Annotated in this window: 17 protein-coding genes; 6 read left to right on the forward strand and 11 right to left on the reverse strand. The window is 39.1% G+C overall.

The genetic code is table 11. From position 1 onward, the window contains the following. The first annotated feature begins 44 nt into the window (after positions 1 to 44). A complete protein-coding gene (locus tag PP182_RS11625; protein WP_272651421.1) occupies positions 45 to 1,181 on the forward strand; it encodes a formylglycine-generating enzyme family protein in 1,137 nt (378 codons plus the stop codon). Between the two features lie 15 nt (positions 1,182 to 1,196). Here PP182_RS11625 and PP182_RS11630 read toward each other — a convergent pair whose 3' ends face one another. Continuing rightward, positions 1,197 to 1,895 (reverse strand): LytR/AlgR family response regulator transcription factor, encoded by a 699-nt coding sequence (locus tag PP182_RS11630; protein ID WP_272651422.1) that lies wholly within the window; start codon positions 1,893 to 1,895, stop codon positions 1,197 to 1,199. Between the two features lie 187 nt (positions 1,896 to 2,082). Here PP182_RS11630 and trxB point away from each other — a divergent pair, with 187 nt between their 5' ends. Then, the gene (gene trxB, locus PP182_RS11635; protein ID WP_272651423.1) at positions 2,083 to 3,066 is read left to right on the forward strand and encodes a thioredoxin-disulfide reductase; all 984 of its coding nucleotides are present in this window, start codon (positions 2,083 to 2,085) and stop codon (positions 3,064 to 3,066) included. Between the two features lie 65 nt (positions 3,067 to 3,131). On the opposite strand, the gene PP182_RS11640 is transcribed toward trxB, so the two are convergent. From PP182_RS11640 to PP182_RS11675, 8 genes are all read right to left on the reverse strand, one after another. Continuing rightward, positions 3,132 to 3,578, reverse strand: coding sequence for a hypothetical protein (locus PP182_RS11640; protein ID WP_272651424.1), 447 nt, complete (start codon positions 3,576 to 3,578; stop codon positions 3,132 to 3,134). A 110-nt stretch (positions 3,579 to 3,688) separates the two neighbouring features. Then, positions 3,689 to 4,741, reverse strand: coding sequence for a pyridoxal phosphate-dependent aminotransferase family protein (locus PP182_RS11645; protein ID WP_272651425.1), 1,053 nt, complete (start codon positions 4,739 to 4,741; stop codon positions 3,689 to 3,691). Positions 4,742 to 4,745: 4 nt separating this feature from the next. Continuing rightward, positions 4,746 to 5,756, reverse strand: a complete 1,011-nt coding sequence (locus PP182_RS11650; protein ID WP_272651426.1) for a dipeptide epimerase — start codon at positions 5,754 to 5,756, stop codon at positions 4,746 to 4,748. 92 nt (positions 5,757 to 5,848) lie between these two features. Further along, positions 5,849 to 6,580, reverse strand: coding sequence for a head GIN domain-containing protein (locus tag PP182_RS11655; RefSeq protein ID WP_272651427.1), 732 nt, complete (start codon positions 6,578 to 6,580; stop codon positions 5,849 to 5,851). A gap of 118 nt (positions 6,581 to 6,698) precedes the next feature. Further along, positions 6,699 to 8,519, reverse strand: a complete 1,821-nt coding sequence (locus tag PP182_RS11660; protein WP_272651428.1) for a PspC domain-containing protein — start codon at positions 8,517 to 8,519, stop codon at positions 6,699 to 6,701. 2 nt (positions 8,520 to 8,521) lie between these two features. Beyond that, a complete protein-coding gene (locus PP182_RS11665) occupies positions 8,522 to 8,857 on the reverse strand; it encodes a PadR family transcriptional regulator (protein ID WP_272651664.1) in 336 nt (111 codons plus the stop codon). A gap of 172 nt (positions 8,858 to 9,029) precedes the next feature. Further along, complete coding sequence (locus PP182_RS11670) at positions 9,030 to 9,482, reverse strand: nuclear transport factor 2 family protein (protein ID WP_272651429.1); 453 nt, start codon at positions 9,480 to 9,482, stop codon at positions 9,030 to 9,032. Beyond that, positions 9,482 to 9,964: a DUF4870 domain-containing protein gene (locus PP182_RS11675; RefSeq protein ID WP_272651430.1), complete on the reverse strand. Its 483-nt coding sequence runs from the start codon at positions 9,962 to 9,964 to the stop codon at positions 9,482 to 9,484. Before PP182_RS11675 ends, PP182_RS11670 begins: the two co-directional genes overlap by 1 nt. 195 nt (positions 9,965 to 10,159) lie before the next feature. Between PP182_RS11675 and PP182_RS11680 the strand changes: the two genes are divergently transcribed. The 3 genes from PP182_RS11680 (at position 10,160) to PP182_RS11690 (ending at position 12,299) form a co-directional block, all read left to right on the forward strand. After that, a complete protein-coding gene (locus PP182_RS11680) occupies positions 10,160 to 10,615 on the forward strand; it encodes a DUF4442 domain-containing protein (RefSeq protein ID WP_272651431.1) in 456 nt (151 codons plus the stop codon). Positions 10,616 to 10,692: 77 nt separating this feature from the next. Next, complete coding sequence (locus PP182_RS11685; protein WP_272651432.1) at positions 10,693 to 11,490, forward strand: TIGR00266 family protein; 798 nt, start codon at positions 10,693 to 10,695, stop codon at positions 11,488 to 11,490. 155 nt (positions 11,491 to 11,645) lie between these two features. Then, positions 11,646 to 12,299: a DUF2461 domain-containing protein gene (locus PP182_RS11690; protein WP_272651433.1), complete on the forward strand. Its 654-nt coding sequence runs from the start codon at positions 11,646 to 11,648 to the stop codon at positions 12,297 to 12,299. Here the strand turns inward: PP182_RS11690 and PP182_RS11695 are convergent. Beyond that, positions 12,289 to 13,488, reverse strand: coding sequence for a serine hydrolase domain-containing protein (locus PP182_RS11695; RefSeq protein WP_272651434.1), 1,200 nt, complete (start codon positions 13,486 to 13,488; stop codon positions 12,289 to 12,291). The two genes, PP182_RS11690 and PP182_RS11695, sit on opposite strands and share 11 nt — an antisense overlap. 33 nt (positions 13,489 to 13,521) lie before the next feature. After that, complete coding sequence (locus tag PP182_RS11700) at positions 13,522 to 15,090, reverse strand: M81 family metallopeptidase (protein ID WP_272651435.1); 1,569 nt, start codon at positions 15,088 to 15,090, stop codon at positions 13,522 to 13,524. A gap of 112 nt (positions 15,091 to 15,202) precedes the next feature. Between PP182_RS11700 and PP182_RS11705 the strand changes: the two genes are divergently transcribed. Continuing rightward, positions 15,203 to 16,903, forward strand: a complete 1,701-nt coding sequence (locus tag PP182_RS11705; RefSeq protein WP_272651436.1) for a GMC oxidoreductase — start codon at positions 15,203 to 15,205, stop codon at positions 16,901 to 16,903. Positions 16,904 to 16,906: the final 3 nt, after the last annotated feature.

Consider the following 16,906-nt stretch of genomic DNA (forward strand, 5'->3'; position numbering starts at 1 on the left):
GGTTTTAATATGTAATTTTACTCCATTGAATTTTAAAATTGTATATGTATAAATATATAAACACGTTAGGAATTATTGCGCTACTAATTGTATTTCAATCATGTAAGGAGGAGAAGAAGGGAGTTCCATTAAAAGAGGGCGTGGCTAAAGAAAATAGTATACCAGCACAAAGGGATGAGGATGTAGCGTTATTGGTTAAAAAACCAGATAGTGTAGTCGTACCAAATGGAATGGTTTGGATATCGGGTGGCGAATTAAAACAAGGAGCAGTTCCCCAGGATAAGATGGCCATGGAGCATGAAAAGCCTGCAATAGATGTGCTAGTTGATGGTTTTTTTATGGATGTCACCGAGGTGACCAATGCCCAGTTCAAAGCATTTGTTGCGGAAACAGGATATGTTACTACTGCGGAAAGGGCTATTGACTGGGAGGAACTTAAGAAGCAGGTTCCGGAAGGTACCGAAAAACCTCATGATTCCGTTTTGCAGCCAGGTTCCTTAACCTTTAAGAAGACTAAATCCTCGGTACCCAATTTATACGATTTTTCTCAGTGGTGGAACTGGACCATTGGAGCCAATTGGAAACACCCGAATGGACCCGACAGCAGTATAGCGGGTAAAGACAATTATCCGGTAGTTCAAATATCCTATGAGGACGCCATGGAGTATTGTAAATGGGCTGGAAGAAGACTTCCCACGGAAGCAGAATGGGAGTTAGCTGCGAGAGGAGGCAATGGCGGTACCACTTTTTTCTGGGGAGATGATATCACCCTATTAAAAAATAAAGCCAATACTTGGGAAGGAGAATTTCCTGTAGAAAATACTAAAACGGACGGATATGAGTTCAGGGCACCGGTTAAGTCATATCCTCCAAATGAATACGGTCTTTATGATATGGCAGGAAATGTTTGGGAGTGGACCAGTGATTGGTACAATACAAATTACTATAAAAACGTAAATTCTTCCGGAGCCGTTCAAAAAAATCCAAAAGGTGCAAGTGCGCCATTTACACCTAATAATCCTTATGCCAAGGAAAGGGTGATCAAAGGAGGATCATTCTTATGTAGTGCCTCTTATTGTGCCAGCTACAGAGTTTCTGCCAGAATGGGTTCCAGTATGGACTCTTCCTTGGAGCATACTGGGTTTAGAACAGTAGCAACCGTAGATATGTTGACTGAATAATAAAGTTTTACGCTATTAATTAAGCAGGTTAAGAATTTCATCTAACCGTATATTGCTATTCCTGCTCATTGGAAGTTTATTGCTATCTACCTGCACATGTCGGTGATTATACAATTCGATTTTTTCTATGTTTACGATATAGGATTTATGAATTCGTAAAAACTTTTCTTGGGGTAATTTCTCTATAAATGCTTTCATAGTGGATAGGACAATCAGCTTTCTCTCTTTGGTAATAATCTTAACATAATCCCCTAAGGCTTCTATCCAAAGAATATCTTTGGAAAAAAGCCTTATTTCTTTTAGATTACTCTTCACCAATATAAAATCTTCATCTATTTTGGTGTTAATCGGAAGTTTTGACTTAACCAATACTTTTTCGATAGCCTTGTTAAAACGAGCCACTGTGTAGGGTTTTAACAGATAGTCTGTAACATTGAAGTCGAAAGCTTTCGTTGCATGAGTGGGGTTGGCGGAAGTTATAATCGTTTGTTGGGATTGATTCAATTTATTTAAAAGCTCAAAGCCGTTCATTTTGGGTAATTCAATATCCAGAAATAATAAATCGAACGCAGTCCTGTTCATGAAATTCAAGGCATTGATTCCGTTATCAAAGGAATGTAATATTTGAATATGGTTATTTTGATTTATAATTTTCTCAAGCAGAATTCTATGTAAAGGGGAATCCTCAACAATAACGCATTTTAATGTTGTCATAATTAATTTTAATAGTATTCTACCCTATTTACGGTGTTTTGCACAAAAGGTTCATTTAATCAATTTGAAGCATATTTCGTTAATGACTTATCATTCGTATTCCTGTGAAAACTTTTAATAACTTCGATGTAAGTTTTTTATCCAAAAAGCTACTTTTGTAAAACAAATCGAAAGAATTTTTAATATTATGTCGGAAGCAATTGAGAGAGTAAAAACATTGATTATTGGGTCTGGACCGGCGGGTTATACGGCGGCCATTTATGCCGCAAGAGCGGATTTAAAACCTGTTCTATATACAGGTATGGAACCCGGAGGACAGTTAACAACAACAACCGAAGTGGATAACTTCCCTGGTTATCCAGAAGGTATCGATGGTCCTTCCATGATGGTACAATTACAACAGCAAGCTGAGCGTTTTGGTACGGATGTTCGCATAGGTATGGCAACGGCAGTTGAGTTCAGCAAAAAAGAAGGTGGAATCCATAGAGTTACCGTGGATAACGATAAAGAGATTGAAGCAGAAACAGTTATTATTTCTACCGGTGCCTCCGCAAAATATCTGAACATTCCAAGTGAACAAAAATTACGAGGAGGAGGAGTTTCGGCGTGTGCGGTCTGTGATGGCTTCTTCTACAAAGGTCAGGATGTAGCCATAGTGGGCGCCGGAGATACTGCAGCTGAGGAGGCTTCTTATTTAGCCAACATATGCAATAAGGTAACCATGTTGGTTCGAAAGGATTATATGAGGGCATCAAAAGCTATGCAGCATAGGGTTCAGAGTCTAAAAAATATAGAAATTAAGTACAACACCGAGGTGGATGAGGTATTGGGGGAACAAGTAGTTGAAGGACTTAGAATGGTAAACAATCAAACCGGTGAAAAGGAAGAGATTGCCATTACGGGACTTTTTATAGCAATAGGACATAAACCTAATACCGATATTTTTAAAGGGCAATTAGATATGGACGATACAGGTTATATTATTACTAAGGGCAAATCGACCAAGACAAATCTTCCGGGTGTATTTGCTTCCGGAGATGCTCAGGATAAAGAATATAGACAGGCGGTTACCGCTGCAGGGACAGGTTGTATGGCGGCATTGGACGCAGAGCGATATCTTGCAACGATTGGGTCCGTAGAAGAAACGATAGCAGATGATTACAATGTTTAAATAAAGGAATTGTATAAATAGAAAAAGCGCCGATTAGGCGCTTTTTTGTTAAGTTCTACTAAAGTTTAATCAATTCTTTTATAGTTCTCCGAATAAACGCGATTACCATCATCATCTAGGGTAATTTGACTATAATTATTATCATCAAGAACGAGTTCAAATTTAAAGACTTGAACGGTATCCTGTATTTTCATCATTTCGGCAGAACCATATTCTAAGCGTTCTTCCAGTTCATTTTGTGTATTGGTATAGGAGCCATATCCAAACCATTCTGATGGGTCATCTGGAGAATAACGTGTCCACATAACTTTACCCTTGCTATAAATCTTAACCTGCCGATAACCATTTACGTTCTGTAATGTGTCTGAAACACCGGTTTCATCATAATTGTATCGGTTGATAAGTTCCCAAGTTCCTTCCAAGGAATTTTTGTTCTGTAGTTTTGAAGAAGTAATACTGGTAAGGCTTACCAATAAAAGCATCAAAAAAACCGATCCAAATATTTTTTTCATGGCCTTATTATTTAATGGTTATTAATACCATAAAAGATACAAATAATATTAATAATTTAACAATTTTAACATTGAATAATTAAGAATATTTCATTAATAAGGTTGTTGGGCTACTTACTTCTAAATGTATTTATGGCGCTGGCCAAGGTATCGATATCCTTTTTTATATGAGAGGCCGATAATACGATACGACTCATGGTTTCGGAATTCTCCTTGGGATAATTAAAGTGTGTCACTATAATTTTTTCTCTTTCCAAAAATGCAGCTAATTCCTGATTTAAAAATGTAAAAGTAGGATGCCCTTTCATATATCTGAATTTCTTAAGAGATTCGGTGCACCCCATAAAATAATCTAGATTAAAGTTTAGCATATCCCTTCTTTCCTCATAAATATCATTGGCCTCTAAAAGGGTGGCCATGGCTGCCGGACTTGCAGGACTGGCCCCACCATAAAAGGAAGTATTTTCCATAATTGATAAATCCTCTTTATTACCAAATATTGCTCCAGCTTGGATGCCAAAGCCTTTGCCTAAAGAACAGCAAATATACAGCTCCTTGGGGTTCAGTGCTCTTAGAGAACGAAATACTCCACCTCCATTTTTTCCTATGACACCTATTCCATGGGAATCGTCGGCAACCACAATCATTTGATTAATGGGAAGTATTTTTAAGTTTTCAAAATCAGGAAAATTACCTCCTGAGAAATCAATGGCGTCCAAAAACAAAACGGGTGTCTTGGCATTGGGTTCGTTCAAATAGTTTCTTAAGGCAATGTTCAAGCTTGCATAGGTAACATAATTCTTTACCCGATTTCGAAATAGGGCCGAGTGCGTGTTCGGTGCATAAAAAGCTTTACAGGATTTTTTATGGATATACTCTGAGAGGAACTGTCCGGCCAAATACCCTGAGGATTGCGTTATACAGGCTTCGCTGCCAACCAATTCAGAAAGATATTGCTCTGCAGTCTCAAAAATAGAAAAACGTACATTGGATTTTCGGGAAGCACTATAGTTAGTACCGAATTTTCTAATGTTTTTTATAAATAGTTCCTGAAATTCAGGATAATCCTGAAGGCCTAAATAAGCGGTGCCTCCGAAATATAAATACCGATCTTCGTCTACAACAAGTTCTCTACCGGGAAACGAATCTATATTAATGGGCATAAGATTAAATCAAGGTTACGCCACTTCCGGCTAATTTTGGAAAGACAACTTCTCCATTATCTTTGATTGCAACTCCCTTGGCGATATCTTCCTTTAAAAGCAGTGCACCATCCATGTCTACATAATCCAATTGTGGCAATAATTGCGCAATTGCGGAGATACCTACCGTAGACTCCGTCATACATCCTACCATAATTTTAAGGCCTAAATCCTTACCCTTTTTAATCATACGTAGGGCAGGGGTAAGCCCACCACATTTTGTGAGTTTAATATTGATACCGCTAAAATGCAAGGCACATTTTTCCACGTCGCTTTCAACAATACAGCTCTCATCAGCTATTATGGGAAGAACACTATGATGCATCACTTTTTCCATTCCCTCCCAATCATCCGCTTTCAAAGGTTGCTCCAAAAATTCAACGTCCAGTTCTTTTAGTAATGGCGCATTTTCAATGGTCTCCAAAGCAGTCCAGGCACAATTGGCATCAATTCTAAAAATGGCGTCTGTATGCTTCCTGAGCTCCCTTACAATGGCAACGTCATCTTCGGTGCCCAACTTGATCTTATAGATAGGCCAAGGCATTTCCATCATTTTCGAGACCATTTCTTCAATTGGGGCGATGCCTATAGTATAGTTGGTAGTAGGGTAGTTGTCATTTTGAGTGCCCCAAAGCTCATACAACGGTTTACCTTTTATTTTACCGAAAAGGTCATGTGCGGCCAAGTCCAAGGCACATCGTGTAAAATTTGTCAACTTTTTACGTTCTAAAAAGGCATAAAAACCTTCAGGATTTGAGAAATTAAAAGCTTCGATTTCTTTCCCTAGGGCTTCAATTTCGGACATCATACTTTCCACCGTAATACCATAGTAAGGATTGCTTGTGGCTTCCCCGTAACCTATGTAACCATTTAAACCCAAACAAACGATAAGCGTATTTTGAAAGTCATGGGACTCCCTAGAAATACTAAAGGTATGACGCAGTTTTAACTTGTGTTTTTGTAACTGTATTTGCATAACACTAAGATAGGGATATGGTGTTTAAAGCAAAATCAAAACCCGCTGAATTTTCAGCGGGTTTATTTGATTGATTGGGTCGTTTTTTGATTTTAGTATTTATGCACGCTACCGGAAACGGATTTGTTCTTTTTCACCGTTGGGTCTCCGGCATAGGAAATATTTCCCCCGCTACTAGCATCTGCGGTTAAAAGATCAGATACGTTAACACTGATGTTAGAACCACTACTTGCCTCTGCGCGACATTCCTTGGAAACTAAATCTTTTGCCCTAATGTTGGCCCCGCTACTTCCGTCTACATAAACTTCCTTGGCGTTTCCAGATATTTCAATATTGGCTCCACTGCTCGCATCAATGTCTATTTGATTGGTGTTCACTTCAATACTTAATATGGATCCACTACTGGATTCTACATTTAAATCATCTGCCTTAATAAGATTTTGGGTGGTTAAATGTGCCCCACTAGAGCTTTCTAACGATAAAACGCTTGGTAAGGAAACAAATACCTTTTTCGTGGCGTTACCAATGTTTTCAATAGCATGTATCCTTAATTTTCCGTTGTTGATATCCGTACCGATCAGATCAATAATGTTTTCGTCACCTTCTACGGAAATACTATAATCCGATGCTTGGGTAACATATACTTGAATTCCTTCTGATGCATGTACCGTGGTAAAATCATCGGTTACCTCTCTGTTTTCCTCTACTACTATGCCATTTCCTTTTTTGCCGGTTCCAAAATCTCCGAAATTAACATCGAAGCCACAGGAGGATATGAATAGTGCAAGAAATAGTGCAATTGTTACTCTAACTAGTGTTGTCATGATATTCGTTTTTTGATTGTTGTTTATTGAATGATGTAAAATTGTTTAAATAGTCTCTATTCCTTAAAGCTTATTTACTGAATTGTAGTATAAGCTTGCTGAATTGTAGGTGTTGACCTTAATTCTGTGAAATTGTTTTTCTCATAGTGGTATCACCGTCCTGCGCTTTGATATCTATGGTGCTATCATTCGCATCAATATTAATATCGACCTTCTCCTCATCGTTTTCCTTGGCGTTTATTCTAACCCCATTTTCGTCAATTTTCATTTTAAAGGATTCCCCATCGTTATCGTTGATATTAATATCGATACCATTTTCATTTATACGTACTCTATTGTTGGAATCCTCATCATAATCCATATCTGCTGGGCAATCCAAGCACCTTAATTCGTTGTCACTCTCCATTTCCCAAGTGTAGTCGTCCAAATTGGCTATATCTCTATCGGTATCCGCTCTCATGACCCAACTTCTACCTTCTCCATGATCATAAGTTAAAACGGTGCCAACGGGTACAAAAAGGTTTACTCTTATCTCTTGGTCGTTAAACTTGCTATCTCCGGAAATTTGCAAGTAATTGTTTAGATTAAGGTTGTTGCCCTCCAAGGTATAATCGTAATTAATGGACTCTGCAGTTTCCTTGGCTTGGGCAAAGGAAGGACCATTGGCCTCTTTGCGAATCTCGATTCGGAATATACTATCGGTCGATTTGCGAATTCTAAATCGTACGTCCTCGGAAACTAATATTTTGTCCCCATTTTCGTCATGTGTAATGATCATATTGCCCATATGCATCTTACGATCTCTGTCATAATCAAAAGTTGCCAGGCTAATATTTAAAGTGTCCATGGGATTCTCAATATAGAGTTCCTTTTCAGACGTAGAACTACCCGAATAGGCATGTGCAGCAGCCTCTCTTATTCCAAAGACAATCAATAGGATAATGGATATCAACCAAAGTCCTAATAAACTAAATTTGGCAATGTTTCCTATGGATTTTAGGTTGTTCACCAAAATCTTAAGTCCTAAATAAAGGAGAAAGAAGAATGGGATTCCAATGGCAAAAAAGGCTAGTAGGGAAACAACCCAAATAGGTAAATTACTAGAGTTTACTACGTTATAGAAGTCTATTCCCGGTACGTGAACCATGTCCAAAATACCAACGGAAAGTAATCCTACAAACAGTCCTATCAAAGTGGAGGCACCAATAATGATTAACAATATCCCTATGAATTTTCCAAATATCCCAAACAGGAACATGATAATGTCCCCAAGCGTATCAAAAAATGTTTTTCCTCCTTTTTTGACGGTATTGCCTACTTTTTCGTAGTCAACACTTTTTACACGATCCGCAACGTCATCAAAACCCTCTTTGACTTTACGCTCAATATTACTAATGTTTACGGCTTCTCCGCGCATGTCCAGTTTTTGGGCCGTTGTAGTCGCTTCGGGAATCAATATCCAAAGTAGACCATATAGAAGAATAAATCCACCACCTGATCCAATAGTCAGAAACACCCAAAGAATACGAATCCAAAGAGGATCAATTCCTAAATAGTGAGCTAGACCCGATGAAACCCCGGCCACATACTTATGTTCGGTATCTCGGTATAACTTCTTTACTCGTTGTGTAGGACCTGTAGTTTTGGTCTTAGGCTCATCTTCGAAAATATCCTCGTCGACCATATAGTCTTCGGGCTGTCCCATAATGGCTATTACCTCGTCTACTTGTTTTTGGGTAATTACCTGTCTTTCGTTTTCTAATTTCTCGTAGAAAAGTTCGGCAATCCGGGCTTCGATATCCGCCAAAATTTCATCACTTCCGGGCGTATTGGCAAAGGAACGTTTAACGGATTCCAAATACCTACGCATTTTGTTGTACGCGTCCTCATCGATATGGAAGAGCGTATTCGCTAAATTTATATTTACTGTCTTGTTCATTGTTAGCTGTTTTTTGTGTTGGTTACCAGATTAGTGGCTTTTCTCAATTCATCCCAGGTAGTATCCAATTCCTTTAGGAAAAGTTTACCGGTCTCGGTTAGGGTATAATACTTTCTTGGTGGTCCGGAAGTAGATTCCTCCCAACGATAGTTAAGTAATCCCGCGTTCTTTAATCGGGTTAGTAGCGGATAAATGGTTCCTTCTACCACCAGCATTTTGGCATCTTTTAGCGTATTCAGGATTTCAGAGGCATATTTGTCCTCTCCGTTCAAGATGGACAGGATGCAGTACTCCAAAACTCCTTTACGCATCTGCGCTTTTGTATTTTCTACATTCATAATGTCTGTTTTCTTTTTATGCGGCCACTTTTCTTGTGGGGATTGCTCCTTCTGCTTCGTTGTGGTCTGCATGGGTTAACGGTTCGTTTTTTGATTGATGAATAAACATCCTTTTTGATTTTTTTTGATTGATTGGTAAACTCCTAAGGGTGTGATGAATACCCCGATTATATTAATGTAAACTTATAACTCTGTGCATTTGCCAATTGTTATCGGTATTTTTCCAAATGGCAATAAATTTTGATGGTTTTGATTCTGCGTTGGGTTCTTCCTTATTAAAAAAACTGTGTAGTCCTATCTGAACCGCCCCGAAACCAGGTATGGCATGGACTTCTAAACTTTCTTCAACTAAGGAGCGAGTGACTTTTCCGCAAATATTTTTTTTGATACTTTCCAAAAGTGCAACCTTGTCCGTAGCTAAACCGCCTTTGTCATGATAAAACTCCAAGTCCTCATCGTAGAATGCTTCCTGGGTTTCCATGTCGCATTCGTTATATGCGGTAAAATAGGTCTTATCCAATTCCAGTATAGTTTTATATAGTTCCGAGTCTTTGGAAACTTGCCCAAACGTTAAACTCGTAAAGAACGCTACGATAGCAAATACTATAATTTTTAACAGTGTCATTACTTTATGAATTTAATAGTTATGGGGTATTCGAACGTTTGTCCCTCATTAGTTCTAATGGTTGCCAGAATAGTGTAGACAATATTCACTACAAATAGGGCACCTTGTATAAGTCCGGTAATACCAACCGGTACTAACCAAGTTCCAAATCTAAAGTCATCACTGTCTAGATGAAAGTTTAGGTTGTTCCAATTGTTCAAATGACCAAAACCCAAAAAATCGAAATCGAAAATATTTGGAAAAAAGCCAATGAAAAAAGGTATACTAATAATTCCTAAAATAATAGAGTAGAGTAGAAGGCTTATTTGAAAATTTAAGGCCTGTTTTCCGTTGTGGTCCACAAACTCATACTCCTTTTTATTGGCGGTCCATAAAATCAACGGCACAATAAAATTCCCAAAAGGAATAAAGAATTTAGAAAACGTACTCGCATGTATAAGTGCGGAGAGGTTTCTTTCGTGTTTTGATAATGATTCAGTCATGGTTCGTTCTTTAATTGATGATGAAATTTAAGTTACTGTGTTTAAACTATATACATTGATAACATAATAACTTACAATGCAAATATATGTCTAAAAAAAGGTACTATGCAACACATAGTACTATAATTTAACATTATATTAACATTTTATCAATCTGATTTTTATCAATACATTTAATGAATAAAGAAAATTGAAATGGCTGTAAGTGTTAGTAAATTCAATACATTCACATTCTTTAAGTTACCCGCTGCATGGTGGTGTGGGGTACGTTTGCGGTATTTGGATAAGGAGAAGGCAATTGTAACGGTAAAACATAAGTGGTTTAATCAAAATCCGTTTAATTCCATGTTTTGGGCTGTTCAAGGAATGGCTGCCGAACTAACAACGGGAGCCATGATGATCGATCAAATTAATGCGACAGGAAAAAAAATATCCATGCTGGTGGCCAATAATAAGGCCAACTTTTCAAAAAAAGCGACAGGGAAAATCACGTTTACCTGTGAGGACGGACATTTGATAAAGGAGGCCTTGGAAAAAACTATTGCCACGGGGGAAGGGCAAACCGTCTGGATGAAATCCTTAGGTGTCAATACCGATGGGGTAGTGGTGAGTACTTTTGAGTTTGAGTGGACGGTTAGGTTGAAAAAGTGATTAATAAAATTTTAAAGTTGTGTAACAATATCGACTTATTATCAACCAATAAATACATCAACAAAAAACAATAAAAAATGAACGCACACGAAATAGACTACGAGATTTTTGGAGAAGAAATGCAATACGTAGAGATAGAGCTAGATCCTCAAGAGGCGGTTGTGGCCGAGGCAGGGAGCTTTATGATGATGGATACGGATATTAAAATGAACACTATTTTTGGTGATGGTAGCAATCAGGACAACAGTGTTTTGGGTAAAATTTTCTCCGCAGGAAAACGAATGTTAACGGGTGAAAGCCTTTTTATGACGGCTTTTCTCAATATTGGGCAAGGAAAGAAAAAAGTGAGTTTCGCTTCCCCTTACCCAGGAAAAATATTACCTATCGATTTATCTGAAAAGGAAGGTAAGTTTATTTGTCAGAAAGATGCCTTTCTGTGCGCAGCGAAAGGAGTATCTGTTGGAATCGAGTTCTCCAAAAGACTGGGGAGGGGACTCTTTGGAGGTGAAGGTTTTATTATGCAAAAATTAGAGGGGGATGGTATGGCATTTGTCCACGCAGGTGGTACCATGGCAAAGAAGGTGTTGGCTCCCGGAGAATTACTTAAGGTAGATACCGGTTGTATCGTTGGATTTTCACATACCGTGGATTATGATATAGAATTCATTGGCGGAATACGGAACAGTATTTTTGGTGGAGAAGGCCTTTTCTTTGCTAAATTGAGAGGACCTGGAACCGTTTATATTCAATCTTTACCATTTAGTCGCTTGGCCGGACGTGTATTGGCTTCCATTCCAAGAGGCGGAAAGGATAAAGGGGAAGGTAGTATTCTAGGTACGTTGGGAGATATTGTTGGAGGAGATAATCGGTTTTAATATTCAAATAAAAACCCAAGCTCAAGAATCAAGTTCAATTGATTCCTTCTTAAATAATTTATTTTTAGAGAACTGATCTATTTCAGAGGCATAAACTTTGTCTTTTTTAATTAACATTTCTAATTGATTTTAATTCTTGAACTTGTATTATTTCTATGGATTTCAACAACCTAATCACGTTTCTAAAAGAACTCAACAAAAACAACAATAAAGAATGGATGGATGCCAACAGGAATTGGTATCGAGAAGTTAGAAGGGAATTCATAGTTTGGCTAGATGGTTTAAACGAGAACCTCCTAAATCAATATGATGAATATTACGATACTCCTGGAAAAAAGGGTGTCAATAGAATTAATAACAATTTAATGTTTCATCCAAACCGACCTGTTTACAAGGACCACTTTGGGGCCGGTTTGGATAAAAAACTCAATACCGGGGATTTTTACATTGAAATCGGAATCGAGGAATCCATGTTTGCCGGTGGACTTTGGAGGCCCGATTCCAAAAGACTCGGAAGTATTAGGGACGCGATTGACTACAATGGTGAAGAATTGGTTGCGATTTTGAAAAAGCCCTCATTTAAAAAAACATTCGGTGGATTGATCGAAGATGTAAAACTGACAAGACCTCCCAAAGGTTACACAGAAAATCACCCACATATCGATTTACTAAAGCACAAAACCTTTGCTGTAATGACAAAATTTAACAATGAATTACTGTTCGGGGGCAATTTTAACGAAAAGGTTTTCGATGCTTATCGTGAAATGTTGCCATTTAGGACATATTTAAACAAGGCCATTACAGTTTAGTTTCAAAATCCTCCAAGGTCGTCCAGATTTCAATCAACTCATTAATTCCGTCTTTGGAAAGTTCTGTATTGATTAAAAGTAATTTACCAATGTTGGTTCTAGTATCGAAAAACATCATGGTGGTAACCCCGGGGTCACCCCCCGAATGGCCTACTTGATCTTGAGCGGAAATACCCATAAAAATACCCATATCAAATTCATCGTTATACTTTCGATCGCTCCTGTTTTCATGAATAACGGTTTCAAGATTAGGTTTGAACAGTTCCGAATATCCTTTATTTGATAACAGGTTACCTTCTCCCGAATATCCTGAAATCAATTCCGTTAGGTAAATAGCTAAATCCCCAGAAGAAGTAATTAACCCTCCATCTGGATAATTTACCAATTGATAAGGAGCTAGTGCTTTACCCTTATTTAAGTACAACGAACTGTGATGGGAAGCATTTGCCTCATCCAGTAACCATCCCGTATGTAACATACCTAATGGTTCAAATACATGGGTTTCCGTAAAAGTTGAAAAAGATTGGCCCGCTGCATACTGTAAAACCAGTGCCGCAAGACCTGCGCCTATATTCGAGTATTCGAAAATTGCCCCTGGCTTTTTTTTAATAAAATTTTTCTTTGAATACCATTGGCCATAAGTACTTAGTATTTTTTCCAGAAAACGGGCATAGTCCATCAGTTCATTCGGGGGCCGGAAGTTTTTTTTCTTTTTGGCACCTTCATTTTTTTGACTTCTTAATACATATCCCTTCTTTTCATATTCTGGAGCATCCCTTATTGTCGAGGTATGTGTAGCCAACTGTCTTATGGTAATGGTTTCCTTAGGGAAATACGGATTCGAAACTGAAAATGGAAGGTATTTATTGATAGGGTCGTCAAGATTAAGTTTTCCAAGTTCCTGGGCTTTTATGAGGGCGACACCAATAACAGTTTTGGAAATAGAAGCAATGTTCTGGATAGTTCGAGAAGTAAACGCCGTTTTGGTACTGACGTCCGCATAACCAAATCCGTTTGTATATCGTGTTGATTCTGCATCCACAACGGCTACAGAAAACCCCACGATTGGGCCTTTAGCATAAATGGATTGTAATTTCTGGTTTAGAATTTCTACTATGGAATCTTTTTCTTGTCCGTAAGAACTAATAAAAAGAAGGGCGCAAATCAGTACACTAATACTTTGCTTCATTACATATATGCTTTAGTGCGTTAAAAATCATTTCTATTGATTGGATGCCTGTATCAATCGAGCACTCAAATCAGGTTTTTCCATATCCTTATCCAAGGGAAACATAGGTCGCTTAATATTTCTATAACCCAATCGTTCTAAATCTTGATCGACTCCTCCGGGGGTTAAAGCCATAATCCAACCGCCTCTCATTTCATATAGTTCGGGTACCAAATAGCCAATCTTAACTACTATAATATCCGATTCGGAAGGCTTTAGTCCTAGCTCTGTAAAGTCACTCTTATGATGATATGGCTTTCTTTTTTTGGTAACGATGATATGGACACTTCCGACTTTTACGACGACCTCGACTTCCGCATCCCGATCCCCTTCCTTAATTGCTTCAACGGTTCCGGTGAGCTCTAGGGGTGGGGCAAATCGGTCGTCTACAGCGGCACCGACTTTTGCGGTTATTCTATTGCCAATACCCACTTCCAAGGCTTTTTCTGTCAACTCCGGACCTGGAATAGAAGCATAGATAAGTGTAGGTCCATTGTCAGTCTTAAACTCGGGTCGTTCCAAAATTTTCTCCAAGGTCCAAGTAACATCCCCTGCACCTCCAGCTGTGGGATTATCTCCCATATCACTTATAATGTATGGTTTTTTATCACTTTCCAAGGCTAGTATAAGGCTTTCTTCCAGTGTACCAACCGGGGCAACAAACTCAAACTCATCACGTACATCCCAAAAGGCATTAGCCAATTTTTCGGCCCCCGAGGTAACTTTTTCCTTATCATCCCCGGTTACCATAACAACAGCATGATTTCGAGGCTCGTCTGCCCAAGCATAGCCTATCCAGATTGCCGCGTCTATAACACCGTCCTGATCCGCAACTTCGGGAACTTTAGCATATAGACTTTTTCCGGGCTCTATACGGGTGCTGGTCTTTTCGCCGGGCAGTAATATGGGCACTGGCACCCAAGCTTTGTATTCAGGTTTGCCCTTACCGTTTTCCAAACGTTCCAAGAGTAGTCTTACGGAGCGTTCTTTAGATTCGAGAGCGTCTTCGTGCGGCGCCATTCTATAACAAGTAATCAGATCGCTGTGTTTCGCCAAGGTTTCCGAAACATTACCATGTAAGTCCATGGATGTGGAAATCAGTACCTCGGGACCAACAACCTCCCGGATTCGTTTAATTAAATCACCTTCCGCATCTTCCAATCCTACCACACTCATTGCACCATGTATATCAAAGAAAAGTCCATCATAAGGCATATTTTCTTTAAGCATTTTTAAGGTCTTATCGACCATGGATTCATAGGCTTCGCGAGTAACAATGCCACCAGGAATTGACTTACCAAGAAGTGTTGGCACCCATTCGGCACGCTGTCGAATATCGCTTTCTGCATCAAAAAAGGAATAGCGCCCAAATATGGAATCTCCAATTCTCGCATGAAAAGCGGCTTCCTCGGTTTGGGCTGGGGAAAAAGTACTGGATTCTATACCGATTCCGGCAATGGCTATTTTCGGTAGTTTTTCCTCTTCTGTTCTATTTTCGGACTGGTTTTTGCAGCCCAAAAAACTTAAAAAGGAAAGGGCAAATAAGAAGATGATTTTTTTCATAAGGGTATCTTAATTTCGTTAAAAATAGCATTAATTTTTGTTCGATGAATGGGTATTTTCTTGTCATATCCTTGATTAGCCCTATCTTTATTGAGTTAATTTTATAATTTTTATGGCCAATTTTAATATAGACGCAAAAAAAGACATGACCTATGACGCCATTGTCATCGGGTCTGGAATCAGTGGAGGATGGGCAGCAAAGGAGCTTTGTGAGAAAGGACTAAAGACGTTAGTGCTGGAAAGAGGACCTATCGTGGAACATGTAGTGGATTATCCAACGATGAATTGGGATCCTTGGGACATGGAATACCGCGGAGGTCTTACCCCTGAGGAGAAAAAGAAACATTACAAGAATATCCGTTCCGGATGGGTGGGAAAGGATACCGAACATTTCTGGGCAGATGATGCCGCAAACCCGTATACGGAAGAAAAACCTTTCTTATGGTTAAGGGGGCACCAAATGGGGGGCAAATCGCTTCTTTGGGGTAAACAGACCTATCGTTGGAGCGATTTGGACTTTGAGGCCAATGCAAAAGATGGTCACGGTGTGGACTGGCCTATACGATATAAGGATATTGAACCTTGGTACACTTATGTGGAGAAATTTGCGGGAATCAGTGGTGAGGCTTTAGGATTACCCCAATTGCCCGATAGCCATTTTCTTCCTCCCATGGAACTCAACTGTGTTGAAAAACACGTTAAGGAACGAATCGAGAAAAATTTTGAAGGTAGAAACCTGACTATTGGTAGGGTTGCCCACTTGACCCAGCCTCATAATGGAAGGGGACAGTGCCAAAACCGTAACCGATGTAGCCGAGGGTGTCCTTATGGTGCCTACTTCAGTAGTAATGCAGTAACCTTACCGGCTGCCAATGCAACGGGTAACTTAACCATAAGACCATATTCCATAGCTCAGGAAGTAATTTATGACGATACTAAAGGAAAAGCGACAGGTGTGCGTATTATCGATGCGGAAACCAATGAAGTAATCGAGTATTCTTCCAAAATTGTTTTTGTAAATGCATCCGCATTAAGTACAGCGCATATTTTAATGAATTCAACCTCCAACCGTTTCGAAAACGGTTTGGGTAACGATAGTGGGGAACTGGGACACAATCTCATGGATCACACGTACAGAGTCGGTGCCATAGGTAAGATTGATGGATTTGAGGATAAGTATTACAAGGGTAGAAGGCCAAATGGCATTTACATCCCGAGGTATGTCAATATTGATGAAAAAACAAAGTCGGACAAGTTTGTCCGTGGCTTTGGTTATCAAGGAGGTGGTTACCGAGGCGGAAACCCTGCTAACGTGGACACATTCGGTGCCGATTTTAAGGACAATATCCTTAAACCGGGTCAGTGGGAGTTCTTTATCACAGGTTTTGCCGAATGTTTACCGTATCACGATAATAAAATTAGCCTGAACAAGGAGGTATTGGATAAATGGGGTCAACCAACCTTAACCATTGATGCCGAGTTTAAGGAGAATGAAAAGGCACTGAACAAGCAAATTCAAGAAGATGCCGTTGAGATGTTGGAAAAATCTGGTCTTAAAGAGGTTATGGGCTTTGATAAGGAACATCCGCCAGGGTATGGAGTACATGAAATGGGAACTGCTAGAATGGGGCGAGATCCAAAAACTTCGGTATTAAATGAGTTCAATCAGGTACATGCCGCTAAAAACGTCTTTGTTACGGATGGGGCTTGTATGACCTCTTCATCCTGTGTTAATCCATCTTTAACCTATATGGCGCTTACAGCAAGGGCTGCAGATCATGCGGTAAATGAATCAAAAAAATTAAATATATAAAGC

The organism is Maribacter sp. PR1 (assembly GCF_028464145.1).
In the GTDB taxonomy this organism is placed as follows: Bacteria; Bacteroidota; Bacteroidia; order Flavobacteriales; family Flavobacteriaceae; genus Maribacter.

Excerpts from the sequence above, each read along its gene's own strand:
- PP182_RS11625 (WP_272651421.1), top strand. The coding sequence starts at position 45 with ATGTATAAATATATAAACACGTTAGGAATTATTGCGCTACTAATTGTA.
- PP182_RS11630 (WP_272651422.1), bottom strand. The coding sequence starts at position 1,895 with ATGACAACATTAAAATGCGTTATTGTTGAGGATTCCCCTTTACATAGA.
- trxB (WP_272651423.1), top strand. The coding sequence starts at position 2,083 with ATGTCGGAAGCAATTGAGAGAGTAAAAACATTGATTATTGGGTCTGGA.
- PP182_RS11640 (WP_272651424.1), bottom strand. The coding sequence starts at position 3,578 with ATGAAAAAAATATTTGGATCGGTTTTTTTGATGCTTTTATTGGTAAGC.
- PP182_RS11645 (WP_272651425.1), bottom strand. The coding sequence starts at position 4,741 with ATGCCCATTAATATAGATTCGTTTCCCGGTAGAGAACTTGTTGTAGAC.
- PP182_RS11650 (WP_272651426.1), bottom strand. The coding sequence starts at position 5,756 with ATGCAAATACAGTTACAAAAACACAAGTTAAAACTGCGTCATACCTTT.
- PP182_RS11655 (WP_272651427.1), bottom strand. The coding sequence starts at position 6,580 with ATGACAACACTAGTTAGAGTAACAATTGCACTATTTCTTGCACTATTC.
- PP182_RS11660 (WP_272651428.1), bottom strand. The coding sequence starts at position 8,519 with ATGAACAAGACAGTAAATATAAATTTAGCGAATACGCTCTTCCATATC.
- PP182_RS11665 (WP_272651664.1), bottom strand. The coding sequence starts at position 8,857 with ATGAATGTAGAAAATACAAAAGCGCAGATGCGTAAAGGAGTTTTGGAG.
- PP182_RS11670 (WP_272651429.1), bottom strand. The coding sequence starts at position 9,482 with ATGACACTGTTAAAAATTATAGTATTTGCTATCGTAGCGTTCTTTACG.
- PP182_RS11675 (WP_272651430.1), bottom strand. The coding sequence starts at position 9,964 with ATGACTGAATCATTATCAAAACACGAAAGAAACCTCTCCGCACTTATA.
- PP182_RS11680 (WP_272651431.1), top strand. The coding sequence starts at position 10,160 with ATGGCTGTAAGTGTTAGTAAATTCAATACATTCACATTCTTTAAGTTA.
- PP182_RS11685 (WP_272651432.1), top strand. The coding sequence starts at position 10,693 with ATGAACGCACACGAAATAGACTACGAGATTTTTGGAGAAGAAATGCAA.
- PP182_RS11690 (WP_272651433.1), top strand. The coding sequence starts at position 11,646 with ATGGATTTCAACAACCTAATCACGTTTCTAAAAGAACTCAACAAAAAC.
- PP182_RS11695 (WP_272651434.1), bottom strand. The coding sequence starts at position 13,488 with ATGAAGCAAAGTATTAGTGTACTGATTTGCGCCCTTCTTTTTATTAGT.
- PP182_RS11700 (WP_272651435.1), bottom strand. The coding sequence starts at position 15,090 with ATGAAAAAAATCATCTTCTTATTTGCCCTTTCCTTTTTAAGTTTTTTG.
- PP182_RS11705 (WP_272651436.1), top strand. The coding sequence starts at position 15,203 with ATGGCCAATTTTAATATAGACGCAAAAAAAGACATGACCTATGACGCC.